Source organism: Nonomuraea sp. NPDC050556 (assembly GCF_044457355.1).
Classification (GTDB): domain Bacteria; phylum Actinomycetota; class Actinomycetes; order Streptosporangiales; family Streptosporangiaceae; genus Nonomuraea.
Window position 1 is genome coordinate 3392474 of record NZ_JBITGU010000001.1, and the last position, 12511, is coordinate 3404984.

The 12511-nt window shown below is 69.6% G+C and carries 14 protein-coding genes; 8 read left to right on the plus strand and 6 right to left on the minus strand.

Annotated features, from left to right (window positions below; genetic code table 11):
• Positions 1–70: 70 nt before the first annotated feature.
• Complete coding sequence (locus ACIBG8_RS16100; protein WP_397343489.1) at positions 71–619, plus strand: hypothetical protein; 549 nt, start codon at positions 71–73, stop codon at positions 617–619.
• Here the strand turns inward: ACIBG8_RS16100 and ACIBG8_RS16105 are convergent.
• Entirely contained in the window at positions 616–1161 is a 546-nt protein-coding gene (locus ACIBG8_RS16105; RefSeq protein ID WP_397343490.1) for a hypothetical protein, read from the minus strand. The genes ACIBG8_RS16100 and ACIBG8_RS16105 overlap by 4 nt on opposite strands.
• 169 nt (positions 1162–1330) lie before the next feature.
• On the opposite strand from ACIBG8_RS16105, the gene ACIBG8_RS16110 reads away from it, so the two are divergent.
• A complete protein-coding gene (locus ACIBG8_RS16110; RefSeq protein ID WP_397343491.1) occupies positions 1331–2227 on the plus strand; it encodes a serine protein kinase RIO in 897 nt (298 codons plus the stop codon).
• Here ACIBG8_RS16110 and ACIBG8_RS16115 read toward each other — a convergent pair.
• Positions 2201–3415: an MFS transporter gene (locus ACIBG8_RS16115; protein ID WP_397343492.1), complete on the minus strand. Its 1215-nt coding sequence runs from the start codon at positions 3413–3415 to the stop codon at positions 2201–2203. The genes ACIBG8_RS16110 and ACIBG8_RS16115 overlap by 27 nt on opposite strands.
• Before the next feature lie 74 nt (positions 3416–3489).
• Between ACIBG8_RS16115 and ACIBG8_RS16120 the strand changes: the two genes are divergently transcribed.
• The gene (locus ACIBG8_RS16120; protein ID WP_397343493.1) at positions 3490–4293 is read left to right on the plus strand and encodes a helix-turn-helix domain-containing protein; all 804 of its coding nucleotides are present in this window, start codon (positions 3490–3492) and stop codon (positions 4291–4293) included.
• A gap of 57 nt (positions 4294–4350) precedes the next feature.
• Positions 4351–4692 (plus strand): hypothetical protein, encoded by a 342-nt coding sequence (locus tag ACIBG8_RS16125; protein ID WP_397343494.1) that lies wholly within the window; start codon positions 4351–4353, stop codon positions 4690–4692.
• Here the strand turns inward: ACIBG8_RS16125 and ACIBG8_RS16130 are convergent.
• Together ACIBG8_RS16130 and ACIBG8_RS16135 are read right to left on the minus strand one after the other, a co-directional pair.
• Positions 4683–5915 (minus strand): tyrosinase family protein, encoded by a 1233-nt coding sequence (locus tag ACIBG8_RS16130; protein ID WP_397343495.1) that lies wholly within the window; start codon positions 5913–5915, stop codon positions 4683–4685. The two genes, ACIBG8_RS16125 and ACIBG8_RS16130, sit on opposite strands and share 10 nt — an antisense overlap.
• An 88-nt stretch (positions 5916–6003) precedes the next feature.
• Positions 6004–6351, minus strand: a complete 348-nt coding sequence (locus ACIBG8_RS16135) for a tyrosinase family oxidase copper chaperone (protein WP_397343496.1) — start codon at positions 6349–6351, stop codon at positions 6004–6006.
• Between the two features lie 124 nt (positions 6352–6475).
• On the opposite strand from ACIBG8_RS16135, the gene ACIBG8_RS16140 reads away from it, so the two are divergent.
• Together ACIBG8_RS16140 and ACIBG8_RS16145 are read left to right on the plus strand one after the other, a co-directional pair.
• Positions 6476–8296: a hypothetical protein gene (locus ACIBG8_RS16140; protein WP_397343497.1), complete on the plus strand. Its 1821-nt coding sequence runs from the start codon at positions 6476–6478 to the stop codon at positions 8294–8296.
• Positions 8297–8421: 125 nt separating this feature from the next.
• On the plus strand, positions 8422–9051 hold the full coding sequence (locus ACIBG8_RS16145) for an MOSC domain-containing protein (protein WP_397343498.1): 630 nt from the start codon (positions 8422–8424) through the stop codon (positions 9049–9051).
• A gap of 54 nt (positions 9052–9105) precedes the next feature.
• Here ACIBG8_RS16145 and ACIBG8_RS16150 read toward each other — a convergent pair whose 3' ends face one another.
• Positions 9106–10152 (minus strand): hypothetical protein, encoded by a 1047-nt coding sequence (locus tag ACIBG8_RS16150; protein ID WP_397343499.1) that lies wholly within the window; start codon positions 10150–10152, stop codon positions 9106–9108.
• 295 nt (positions 10153–10447) lie between these two features.
• Between ACIBG8_RS16150 and ACIBG8_RS16155 the strand changes: the two genes are divergently transcribed.
• On the plus strand, positions 10448–10792 hold the full coding sequence (locus ACIBG8_RS16155; protein ID WP_397343500.1) for a hypothetical protein: 345 nt from the start codon (positions 10448–10450) through the stop codon (positions 10790–10792).
• 176 nt (positions 10793–10968) lie between these two features.
• Here ACIBG8_RS16155 and ACIBG8_RS16160 read toward each other — a convergent pair whose 3' ends face one another.
• Entirely contained in the window at positions 10969–11364 is a 396-nt protein-coding gene (locus ACIBG8_RS16160; protein WP_397343501.1) for a nuclear transport factor 2 family protein, read from the minus strand.
• Positions 11365–11515: 151 nt separating this feature from the next.
• Between ACIBG8_RS16160 and ACIBG8_RS16165 the strand changes: the two genes are divergently transcribed.
• Complete coding sequence (locus tag ACIBG8_RS16165; protein ID WP_397343502.1) at positions 11516–12052, plus strand: carboxymuconolactone decarboxylase family protein; 537 nt, start codon at positions 11516–11518, stop codon at positions 12050–12052.
• Positions 12053–12511 lie beyond the last annotated feature (459 nt).

Genomic DNA, 12511 nt, shown 5'->3' on the forward strand with positions numbered 1-12511 from the left:
GATAGAGTCTGGGCATCGACATCCCGCGGGGAGGCGCGCCATCGAAGTTCTTCTCGTCATCCTGGCTTTGATGCTGCTGTTCGGCGTCGTCGGGATCTACGTGCTGGTCAAGCTCGGCAAGAAGGCCGCCAGGACGGCCAGGACCGCCGCCTCCCGGTTGACGACGCACGTCAACGCCATGGGTCCCGGTGACGCCGCCGAGGTGGAACGGCTCCGCATCGACCTGCGCCGCGAGGTGTCGCTCACCCGGCAGGCCGTCGACCAGGCACACGCGCAGGGCTGGGGCCTCGGCGAGCTGCCGCAGCTGATGACCGAGCTGGCCAGGCAGGCCGACGTGCACGACGCGCAGCTGGCCATGTACGCGCAGCAGCGCCGGGTCTCCCCCTACGTCGACCACGTCACGCTCGACCGGCTGCGCGAGCACCAGGCCAAGCTCAACGCCATGTGCGCGCGCATCCGCGCCGACCTGCTCGGCAACCAGGTGCACCACGCCGCCTCCAGCCTCGACGACCTGCACCAGCGCACCGAACTGGAGCTGGAGTCCCGCAGACGCGCCGCCGACCCCCTGGACGAGATCGACGAGCTCTACCGCCGCACGATGCAGGAACGCCCGGACTAACCCGCCCAGTTCCGCTCCATCCAGGCGAGGAGCTCCTCCTCGGACGCCCCGTCGTTGAGCATCGCCTTGGTCGCCTGCGCCTGCGCCGTCGACGGCATGAACCCCGCCAGCAGGTACGGCAGAGCCGCCCGGCGGACCAGGAGCTCACCGGCGGAGATCCCGTACGGGCGGCGGACCACGGCGACGTTGACCCGCAACGCGTGCTCGTTGCCCGCCCGCACGCCGGGCCGGTCGATCTCGATCGCCACGTAGCGGAACCCGTTGGCGAGGTCGCACGGCGCGCAGCCGGCCGGTCCCCTGCTGAGCCTGCCGCCGCACCCGGGGCAGACGAGGCGGTCGTAGGCGGCGTCGACCACGCGCCACGGGTGCCGGTCCGGCTCGTCGACGACCATCTCGGCGAGCACCGTCTCGTCGGCCGTGCCGTACTCCTCAGCGAACGTGCGCCACCCCGCCTCGACCAGGGCGTCCACGACGGCGGCGCACCGTGCGCAGGCGGGGGCGCCGGCGGGCTGCAGGTAGGCGCACTGCGGGCATCGGTCCATGGGGCCGACCTTATTGACTTGCGCAATCCGATTTCGGGTGGGCATACTCATGCCCGTTACCTGATCTGAAGGGAGGGCGAGACCGTGATGACGATTGTCCGCGACTTCTGCCTTCCCACCGGGACGACGCTGAGCTGACTCGCGCGCCGGTGGGCCCCTCCCTTCTTTCTTGGAGATCACCACCGTGCCCAAGCGGCAGTCTGCATTCCGTACCCGTGGCAAGAACGCGCTCGACGCCGACGACCTCGAATGGCTCGACAGCGCCCCGACCGTAGAAGAGCTCGAAGGCCCACCGTCCGGCGACCGCTGGTCGACCTGGGACCAGAGCACCCCCACTGAGCGCGGCCCCAAGCCGCACCCCCGATGGCTGGTCACCGAGCTGGCCGCCGTCGACACCGAGCTCGGCATCCTCAAGACCGGCAAGGAAGCCGACGTCCACCTCATCTCCCGCGGCGTCCCCGACACCGACCGGGTCTGCCTCCTGGCCGCCAAGCGGTACCGGGCGGGCGAGCACCGGCTGTTCCACCGCGACTCCGGCTACCTGGAGGGCCGCCAGACCCGCGAGAGCCGGATGAACCGCGCGATGGCCAAGCGCACCGCGTTCGGCAAGCAGGTCATCGCGGCGCAGTGGGCCGTGGCCGAGTTCGACGCGCTGTGCCGGCTGTGGAAGATGGGCCTGCCGGTGCCCTACCCGGTGCAGATCGTCGGCACCGAGATCCTCGAGGAGTTCGTCGGCACCCCGGACGGCTACGCGGCGCCGCGGCTGGCGGCGGTGTCCGACGGCCTGGAGTCGCTGTGGGAGCAGCTCGTCGACGCCATGGTGACCCTGGCCCGCCAGGGCCTCGCGCACGGCGACCTGTCGCCGTACAACATCCTGGTCCAGGACGGCAGGCTGGTCATCATCGACCTGCCGCAGATCGTGGACGTGATCGCGCACCCGACGGGCTTCGACTTCCTCGACCGCGACGCGCGCAACGTGGCGACCTGGTTCGCCGGAAAGGGCCTGGCCGCGGCCGACCCCGACGGGCTCGCCGCGCTGCTACGCGCGGAGGCCGGCGCCGGGTGAGGCACGCAGGCTCCGCACCGGAGACAGGAGCAGGGGCAGTACGGCCAGCAGTTCCCCCACGACGCCGACCCACATGGCCTCGCGGACGCCAGCCTGCTGCCCCAGCACCCCTCCGAGCAGGGCGCCCACCGGCATCACGCCCCACACCACGAACCTGACCGACGCCGTCATCCGGCCGAGGAGCGGCTTCGGGCACATCTGCTGCCTGATCGCCACCGAGTTGATCTTGAAGGTCATGAACACCACCCAGCCCAGCGCCTGCAGCGCGACGGCGACCGCGAACCGCCAGTCGGCCTGGTACATCGGCAGCGCCAGCAGCCACAACACGCCGCTGAGCACCACCGACAGGCACATGGCCGGGCCCTGGCCCAGCCACGCCGCGATCCGCACCGTGAGCAGGCTGCCCACCAGACCGCCCACGGCCTCGGCGGTGAACACCAGGCCGCAGAGGAAGGGCGACAGGCCGAGCTCCCTGTTGAGCAGGACCAGAAGCATCGAGGCGCCGATCGTGCCGCACAGGTTGGAGATCGCCGCGGTCATGGTGATCGCCCGGAGCAGCGGGTCACCGAAGACGAACCGCAGCCCCTCGGCGATCTCCCGGCCCAGCCTCGGCCTTCCCGCGTTCCTGGTCGTACGGCTCACGCCGGACAGGAGCAGAGCCGCTGCCAGGAAGCCGAGCGCGTCGACGACGATCGCCACGGGCGCGGTCAGGGCGGACACCAGCGCGCCGCCCGCGCCGGGACCGCCGATCTGGGCGATGCTGCGGGTGGCCTCCAGCCGGACGTTGGCCGCGACGAGCTGCGCGTCGTCCACCAGATGGGGCAGGTGGCTCTGGTAGGCCACGTCGAAGAAGACCGTGCACACCGAGACGCAGAAGGCCACGCCGTACAGCTGGGGCAGGGCCAGGACGTCCAGCCAGTACGCCACGGGGATCGACCCGACGAGCGCGGCGCGGGCCAGGACGCTGGCGAGCAGCACGGGACGGCTGCTGACCCGGTCCACCCACGCGCCCGCCGGCAGGCCGATGACCAGGAACGCCAGGTACTCGAACATGACCAGCAGCCCTGTCTCGAACGGCGTGGCCTTGAGCAGGCCGATCGCCACGAGCGGCAGGGCGACGAGGGTCACGGCGGCGCCCGCCTGGCTCACGGAGTCAGCGGCCCAGAATCTACGAAAGTCCGACGTCATGAGCGGAAATATCAGCATTGCGCGGCTCGGGCGGCGAGTGTTTTAGTCTGGGCGAAAAGTTGTGGGAGGTGCGGGTGCGGCTCGGGGCACACGATCTGGCGAACGTGCGGTTCGCCATCTCGCCGCTGTGGGAGAGCCTGGCCGCCTACCGGGCGGTCAACGATCCGGGGGCGCACGCCGTACACCTGTCGTGGATCAGGTCGGCCCGCGACCTCCACCCAAGGTTCTCCGCGCTGTCGGGGGACCTGTCCGGGCTGCTGACGCCGCCGCGCTGCCCGCTGGCGGAGATCGAGCAGGAGCTGCCGCCTGGCCACGAGCTGGCCGAGGTCGTCCTCGCCTGGTGGGAGGCGGCCGTCAAGCCGCACTGGCCGCGCATCCGCGCCGTCCTGGAGGCCGACGTCGCACACCGGTCCAGGCAGCTCGCCGAGGACGGCATCCAGCAGGTGTTCGCCGGGCTGCACCCGACCCTGCGCTGGTCGGGCAGCGAACTGGTCGCTCCCGACCTGCCCGCCGACGTGGGCGGCGCGGGGCTCACCCTGACCCCGACGGCGTTCGCCACCCGCTGCCACCTGCTGACCGGGCATCCCGCGCCCGCGCTGGTCTACCCGGCGCGCGCCGTCGGGACCCTGTGGGAGCGGCGGCACGGCGGCGAGGGGCTGGCGCGGCTCCTGGGCCGCAGCAGGGCGCAGATCCTCGCCTTCACCAGCTCCCCGGCCACCACGACGCAGCTCGCCGCGCGCACCGGGCTGAGCCTGGGCGCGGTCTCCCAGCATCTGACCGTCCTGCGCGACACCGGCCTGGTGACCGGCCACCGGTACCGGCACGAGGTCAACTACACCGCCAGCGACCTGGGCCAGGCGCTCCTGTCCCAGGAGTAGCCTCGCCCGTGCCCGGGAACAACCCCGATGAGGGATATGTCACCGAAAGGAACACTAATGACGGAAAACGAACGCCATGAGGAGTTCGTCGACGAGACAGCGGGCTACGTGGGCATGCACGAGGCCCTGGTCGGCAGCGAGACCTCCGCCACCTCGCTCAACGTCCCCAACCTCCGCCCGGGGGCGGCGGAGAACGCCGCGGCCGCCGAGGCGGCCAGGCACCCCGACCAGGTCTTCGTTCCCGCCACCCATCACGGCGGCGGCGACGTCCTGGACACGACCGGCGAGGAGGAGGACTCCGCCCTCCGCGCGAAGGCCGAGAGCGAAGACCCCTTCCTGGCGGCGGAGGACGCGGCGAGAGCAGACCTCGAAGGACGCCCACCCGGCTCTCAGGCGTAGGTGTACCAGCCGCGGTGGTTGAGGAGCTGGCGCGGCGTGATGCTCCAGCCCGCCTCGCTCTTGAACGGCTCCAGAGGCACGTCCATCAGCTCCGGCGGCAGGAACTGGGCCACGTTCGGGTTCTTCGTCTGCCAGTCCGACCAGATCTTGTCCACGAAGCAGTGGTTCATGAAGAAGGCCGGGTCGTTCGGCGACGAGGCGGGCAGCATGCTGCCACCCGTCCAGACGTGTGCCCTGTTGTGCATGGTCGGCCCGCTCGGCCACCCCTCGACGGCGTTGCGGAAGCCCGTCACCGTCGAGTCGTACGGCGCCCTGTCGTAGACGGTGTTGCTCAGCGCCGCCGTGACCGCGCTCGGCGGGGACGGCTTGGCCGCCCGGCTGCCCAGCTCCCTGCGCAGGAACTCGCGGTCGTCGTTGCGCACCGTGAGCTTCCACTGGCCGTTGCGGTAGGCGAACGGCCCGTCCATCACCTGGCCGTCCTCCACGCGGCCGTTGCCGCCCAGGAAGTCGGTCGTGAACGGCGCGACCCCCAGTGACTGCTGGACGCTCCAGTCCCAGTACGGCAGCGCCAGCCCCGGCTTGATCCGCTCCAGCTGCGCCTCGAACAGCAGCAGGAACGCCCGGTGCCACGGCAGGAACCCGGCGTGCATGTGCGCGTTCCACTGGTGGTTGTCGAAGGCCCTGCGGTGCACGTCGACGAACCAGTCGTAGGTGCCCTGCGACTTGAGCGTGAGCAGCGCCTTGACGAAGTCGGCGCGCTCCGCCGCGGTGAGCGCCGACGCGGTCTTGCGCACCTGACCGGCCCGCAGCCGGTGGTTGCACGGCTCCGGCGCATGCGGCTTGAGCCCGCTCTTGCCGGGCGGCTCGAACAGCTTGGCGCCGCGCAGCAGCTCCGCCCCGTGCAGCGCCGCCTCCTCCAGCGAGCCGAAGTCGACGTGCTGGTTGAGCACGGTGACGAACCTGCCCTTGTGCGCCATCGCCTTGAGCGAGACGCCGTCGATCTGGATCGCGTCGAGCAGCAGCCCGTCCTTGAGCTTGCCCGGCGGGCAGATCTTGATCGTTTTCTTCTTGTGCACGAGTTCGAGGCACGGGAGCGGCGGCAGCGTCGGGAGCGGGACGGGCGGTGGCGTCGCCGCCTGGGCCATTCCCGCCCTGCTCACGACGACCGCAGCCGCCCCGCCCGCCGCCAACCTGAACAAACCTCGCCTGTCCGGAGTTGCCATGAGATCCCCCCTGTTTCGGATGCGTGATCTTTCTTTCCGTCCGCGCATCCGGGCTCTCTCTGTGCTCCGTACGGCTTTCGCAAGATCTTCACCCGCAGGGGTGCAGGACCTGCTCCTCCGGCGGGACGAGCGCGGCGCCGCCGAGGACGCTCACCGCGTCGCGCGCGGCGTCGCGCAGGGAGGCGTGGGAGACGTACTGGTTGAGCACCGTGACGTACCGCCCGTCACGCACCAGCACAACCAGGGCGACGTCGTCGATGAAGACGCTGCTCGCCAGCAGCCCGTGCGAGGCGGGAGCGTCGGGGCACAGCCGGATCGCGCGGCCGAGGTAGGTCTCCTCGGAGCACGAGGTGCTCGCTGCCATGGCCTGAAGGGGCGTCAGCGCTGAGGCGGCGACAGCCAGCCCAAGGAGCGCGCGCCAGAAGAATGTCCACACGCCGATCTTGTTTCCGCTGCCGCGTCATCGATCTCCCCGCAGCCCGTACGGAATCATGCAAGTCTCTTTGTGACCGACAAGTTACTCTAAGTGATGAAAGCTCCATCACATAGAGGACACTTCAATGTCTAATAGACGTTCCGGCAGGTTCCTGCTGGGCGCGGCGCTGGTCGCCACGCTCGGCGGGGCCGCCTTCGGCGCTCTGCCGGTATATGCCAGCGCTTCCAGCCACCAGGCGGCCGATTACCCGCCGCCACCGCCGCCCGACCCGTACGGGCCCTACACGCCGCCCGGCCCTGAGCCGACGGACGACGCGACGCCGGGGTCGGAGGACCCGCTCGCCTTCGACCCGTCGTCACTGCAGGTGACGGGGACGGTCGGGACCAGGGTCACGGCGAGCCTCACCGTCACCGGCTCCTACGGCCTGACGGTGACCTACACCGTGCTCGACCGCTCCAAGCTGCCGCCGGGCGTCACCATCGGCGCCGACGGCCGGATCACCGGCACGCCGACCGCCCCCGGGACGTTCACCGTTCCGGTCAAGGCCTGCGCGGGCACCGAGTGCGCCCAGGGCTCGATCATCTTCACCGTCAAGCCGAGCCCGTGGACGCTCACGGTGACCTTCACCGGCGTCGCCGGCCAGCCCAGCTCGGGCACGATCAGGGTCAACGGCCTGTCCACGTACGGATCACGGCCCACGTACACGGTGACCGAGCCGGGCAAGCTGCCCCCCGGTATCACTGTGACCGCGGACGGCAGGATCGTCGGCACGCCCACCAAGCCGGGCACCTACACCTTCCCGGTCAAGGTCTGCTCCGGCGGCACCTGCACCACGCTGTCCGTCACGCTCACCGTGGGCCAGCCGGTCGCGCCGGACTGGACGGTGAACATCACCTTCGACGGCGCGCTCGGCCGTCCGGTGAAGGGCCAGATCACCGTCACGGGCACGCCGTACGGTGCCCGTCCCACCTTCACCGTCACCGACCCGGGCAAGCTGCCGCCGGGCATCACCGTCGGCCCTGACGGCCGTATCACCGGCACACCGGTCAAGGCGGGCACCTACACCTTCACCGTGCGGATCTGCTCCGGCACCACGTGCATGGAGACCGAGGTCACCATCACCGTCGCCGGCCAGTCGACCACGCTGTCGCTCGTCGTCGACGGCTTCAACGGGACGGTGGACAAGCCCGCGACCGGCCAGATCACCGCGACCGGGGCACCGTACGGCACGACCGTCACCTACACGGTCACCGACCCGGGCAAGCTGCCGCCGGGCATCACGATCTCGACGGACGGCAGGATCACCGGCACGCCCACCAAGGCGGGCACGTACGTCGTGCCGGTCAAGGTGTGCCTCGGAAGCGGCTGCGCCGCGACGACGATCACGCTGACCGTCGGCTCCAGCACGCAGATGCTCATCGTGCTGACCGGTTTCTCCGGGTACGTGGGCCAGCAGGTGACCGGCAGGTACATCCTGGAGACCGCTCCCGGCGCCACGTTCACCGTCCTGGACGCCACCAAGCTGCCGCCCGGCATCACCATCGGTGCGGACGGCAGGCTCAGCGGCGTGCCCAAGGTCAAGGGGTCGTTCACCTTCCCGGTGCGGGTCTGCCTGGGTACGGCGTGCGGCGACACGACGCTGACGATCACGATCCTGGCGAGCGCGCCCACCTACGGGACGGTCACCACGACCGAGGTCACGGTCACCATCTGCTCGTGCGGTGACACCAACCTCGCCCTGCCCACCCAGTTCGGCACGGGCTTCACCGTGGTGGACCCGTCGAACCTGCCGCCCGGCATCAGCGTCAGCTCCGGCGGCCTGATCACCGGCCACGCGACGGTGCCCGGCACCTACATGGTGCTGATCAAGGTCGGTAACGAGACGTGGAAGACCACGTTCGTGGTCGGCGCGGGCGAGCCTGAGCCCGCTCCTTACGTCTACTAGTTTGTGAAAGGCCCGCGCCTGGTCCCAGGCGCGGGCCATTTTTGCGTTTGGCGCGGAGCGTCTTTCTTGAACGTTCTCATTTCGCTCACTACTTTCACCTTGTCGTCTTCTCGAGGGGATAGAACGTGAAAGTCGAGTCGGTCAACATCGCCCAGGCGAGTGACACACCTTGGGGTCGCAGCGCCTGCCCCAAACGGCCGGTGCAGAATCGGCTGACCATGGGGAGCACGGGGCTGGAGGGCGACGAGCACGTCGACTCCGACCACACCGGGCCCTACTTCGCCTGCACCGCCTACGCCGCCGAGGACCTCGAGTGGTGGGCCGGGCAACTCGGCACGGAGCTGGCTCCCGGAGCGTTCGGCGAGAACTTCACGCTGCGCGGCATCGACGTGCGCGAGATGCTGATCGGGCAGTTCTGGTATCTGGGCACCATCCGGTTCGAGGTGATGGGCCCGGTGCTGCCCAGCGCGGCGTTCGCCGCGTGGACGGGGCAGGAGGACTGGGTCGGGCGGTTCGCGGAGGCGGCCCGTCCCGGCGTCTACCTGCGTCCCATCGTCTGGAAGGGCGGGGGCGACGTGGCCTCGGGCGACTCGTGCGAGATCGTCTGGACCCCGCAGGACGGGGTGACGATCCGGGAGTCGTGGCTGGCCTGCGCGGGCGACGCCGACGTGCTGCGCCGCATCCTGGACGTGCCTGGACGCTCGCCCGCCTGGGACGCGCTCGCCGGTCACCTGCTCGGCGCCTCAGCCGGGTGATTTCCGTACAGCAATGAGGGCCGCGCGACACGCGCGGCCCTCATTGTTTTCCGCCTAGGCGAGTGCCAGGCGGGAGGCCTCCGGCTGGAAGGTGATCGACTTGTCGACGGTCACCACGCTGCCGACGTTGGCGTTGATGAAGTTCTTGTCCAGCTTGGCCGGCGCGCCCTCCTTGTGGCTGACGACCGAGTTGAACTGCTCGATCACCACGACCGTGGGACCGGTCGGGTTCTTGATGTCCACCAGCTCCACGGTGCCCGCCGGGGCGTAACCCGCGTTGCGCGGCGGGAACTCCTTGACGTTGCTGTTGGACATCTCGATGGTGTTCCTGTTGACCAGCACCAGGTCCGGGTAGGCCTCGCACTTCACCTTGACGTTGAAGCGCATGTTCTGGTGGCCAGGGAAGAACATCCGGATGAAGTCCTGGAAGAACCCGATCGGGTCCCTCAGGAACCGCGCGGCCAGGTTCGGCCACTGCAGCGGGTTGAGGAACGTGTCGCCGAACGCCTTCAGCACGCGGCCTGGGTCGACCGGCGACAGGAAGCTCGGCGGCACCGGGCGGTCGCCGTCGTGGCTGAAGGTGATGACGCCCAGCGCGGTGCTGAGGCCCTCGGAGAAGTGGTCGGTCGGGTGGAACAGGATGTGGATGAGCTGCCCCAGCGTGTTCTTGCCCGCCTTCGACTGACCCTCGCCGATCGTGACGCCGAGGCCGCCCTTCATGGTGGCGTCGAACACCTTGTCCATGCCCACGAAACGCATGACGCCCTGCGGGGTGACGCACAGGCACACCTGGAGGACGCCGAACAGCGTCTTCAGGCCGAGCTGCAGGAACTGCGCCGGGTTGGTCGGGAAGGGCAGGGTGACGCCGGGGTAGCCCTCGACCGGGTACCTCTTGGTGAGGCCCAGGTCGGCGGCCGACTGGTGCGGCCCGGCGAAGGCGTTGGCGCCGTACAGGTTCACCGCGCCTGCGGCGATGGCCGGCTTGGGCGCGACCAGGCCGGAGCCGAGCAGGCCGCCCGCCCCGGCGCCGATGGCGGCTGCGCCGAGGATGAACTTCCTGCGGTCCGGTTGCTTGTTGTCGTTCTCTGTGGGCTCGGGCATGACTATTCCTCTTCGCGTATTCGCATGGTTGCCAAATGACCGCAGGTATCCATTGGACGCGAATGCCCTCAGCCAGCCCGCAGATCACTCTGGTGCTTCCCCGTGCGGTATTCCCGTCAACTCCCGATCGGTTAAAGATCCGCTGATGCCCGGGTCTTCTTCTGCGCCGCGATTCCTTGTTTGCCGAAATCAGCTGTTGGGGCGTGGGGTTAACGGGAATCGGGAGGGAGAAGTCGCGCGGACCGGCGCGTCTGATTCTTCGGGGGAAATCGTGATTCGTCGTATTCTTGTCGGCGTGGCCATCGCCGGCCTCGTGGGTGTCGGCACCGCTTCGGCAGCCTCGGCAGCGGTATCCGAACCACCGCCCGCACCGGGCGGCGGCATCGGCAGCGCGCTCAACAGCGCCACCGGGGGGACCGACCTGCTCAGCCAGCTCGGCAGCGGCCTCACCGGCCAGGGCGGCAGCGTTCCTGGCGGGTTGGGAGCGGCGTTCCCCGGGGGGCTGGGTGCGGCACTGCCCGGCCTCGGCGGCGGCGACCCGATCGGCGGGCTCTTCGGCAACTTCATCAAGGGGCTGGGGATCGGGGACGTCCTGACCTCAGGCGCCCTGCCGGACAGCTCGGCCATGTCCGGCCAGTAGCACGTCTCTGGGCAGGCCCTCCCCAGCGAGGACCTGCCCACCCCACCCCTACCGCCTCCCAGCCGCTTTTGGCACCTCCGGCCCCCCGCGCCGCACCTTTGGCCACAGCCACCCTCGAGCCCGCACCCCGCACATGCGCCCCTGCTGGTCAGACCTCACCCAGACAGGGCCGAGAGTTACGCGAAGAATGTGTCCGCGGTGTACGGATCCTGCGGATAACTCCACCGCTCACTGATCCGCCCATCGACGATGCGGAACACCTGAGCCCCACGATCATCCAACGCCCGACCGTCCCGCTCCCCACGGATACGCAGCAACGCAGCCACATACCCATCCCCCACCATGAACGCCTCAGGCTCGTACCGCAGCGTCCCCCCGGTCACCCCGGCGAGCCGCCCCAGATACCCCAGCACCGCGTCCTTACCCCGGTACTCCCCCGCCAGCGCCCCCCGCCCGGGAACGTGAAAGACCACGTCGTCAGCAAACACCTGGTCACGCAGATGATCGAGGTCACCCTTGGCAAGAGCGTCGTAGCAGGCACCGGCGACCGCGATGTGAGGATGTTCGCTCATAACCCACCTCCCAAGAGGTTGTGTCACGGATTGCCCCACCCCGGTGACGCTACGCCGCCCCCACCCCACCGACAAGCACCCGTTGACGCCCGAACAACCCCGATCAACCATGAAACCGTCCCCTGTACGGCAAGCCCACAAGGGAGCGTTAGTGCCCCACATCGAACTGCACACCAACGAGCCAGGCATCCGAGGCCTCTTCCACTACCGCCCCGAGACCGCAGCCCCGTTGAACGCACTGGCCGAGGTCCTCCTGCGCGGCGACAGCACCCTGTCCCGCGGCGAACGCGAACTGATCGCCGCGTACGTGTCCGGCCTGAACGAGTGCAGGTTCTGCGCCAACTCCCACTCAGCCTTCGCCGCCGCCCAACTCCCCGAGGGCATGCACCTGGTCAACCAGGTCCACACCTCCCCCGAAACCGCCCCCATCACCCCAAAGCTGAGATCCCTACTGACCATCGCCGCAGCAGTCCAAAAAGGCGGCCGAACAGTAACCGACCACCAGGTCACCAACGCCAGATCAGAGGGCGCAACCGACCAGGAGATCCACGACACAGTGCTGATCGCAGCAGCCTTCTGCATGTTCAACCGCTACGTGGACGGCCTGGCCACGATCGCCCCCGACGACCCAGCCGCTTATGAGTCCATGGCCAACCACATCACCACCAACGGCTACGGTTCCCCCTGACGGCATGCCCACGAAGTCAACACCCCCCGAGACGAACACCCAGACAGCAGAACGGCCAGACGTCGTCGGTGCCCCCACAGGTGGGCGGCCCGACGACCTCCGCACCTCACGGGTGAGCGGCCATCCGGAGACGGCGACCCCACGGATGGACGACCTCACGAGTGGACGACCCCACGGGTGGGCGGCCCCAGGGGTGGCGGCCCGACGGTGTCCGCGACTCACGGGATGAGCGGCCCCACCGAGTGGACAGCCTCTCGGGGTGAGCGACCCGACGGGATGAGCGATGATCCCGGAGACGGCCCGCCCCAAGGGTGAGCCACTCGAGGAGGCGAGCGACCCACAGAGTGCGCGACCCACAAGGGTGAGCGACCCTACAGGGCGAGCGCTCCACGGCGTCGGCGGTCCTGCGGAGTGGTCAGCCTCCCGAGGGCGAGCACGCTGACGGGGCGGGAGCGGCAA

Bases quoted from the DNA above. Each gene is read 5' to 3' on its own strand.
- ACIBG8_RS16100 (WP_397343489.1), top strand. From the start codon at position 71: ATGCTGCTGTTCGGCGTCGTCGGGATCTACGTGCTGGTCAAGCTCGGC.
- ACIBG8_RS16105 (WP_397343490.1), bottom strand. From the start codon at position 1,161: ATGGACCGATGCCCGCAGTGCGCCTACCTGCAGCCCGCCGGCGCCCCC.
- ACIBG8_RS16115 (WP_397343492.1), bottom strand. From the start codon at position 3,415: ATGACGTCGGACTTTCGTAGATTCTGGGCCGCTGACTCCGTGAGCCAG.
- ACIBG8_RS16125 (WP_397343494.1), top strand. From the start codon at position 4,351: ATGACGGAAAACGAACGCCATGAGGAGTTCGTCGACGAGACAGCGGGC.
- ACIBG8_RS16130 (WP_397343495.1), bottom strand. From the start codon at position 5,915: ATGGCAACTCCGGACAGGCGAGGTTTGTTCAGGTTGGCGGCGGGCGGG.
- ACIBG8_RS16140 (WP_397343497.1), top strand. From the start codon at position 6,476: ATGTCTAATAGACGTTCCGGCAGGTTCCTGCTGGGCGCGGCGCTGGTC.
- ACIBG8_RS16150 (WP_397343499.1), bottom strand. From the start codon at position 10,152: ATGCCCGAGCCCACAGAGAACGACAACAAGCAACCGGACCGCAGGAAG.
- ACIBG8_RS16160 (WP_397343501.1), bottom strand. From the start codon at position 11,364: ATGAGCGAACATCCTCACATCGCGGTCGCCGGTGCCTGCTACGACGCT.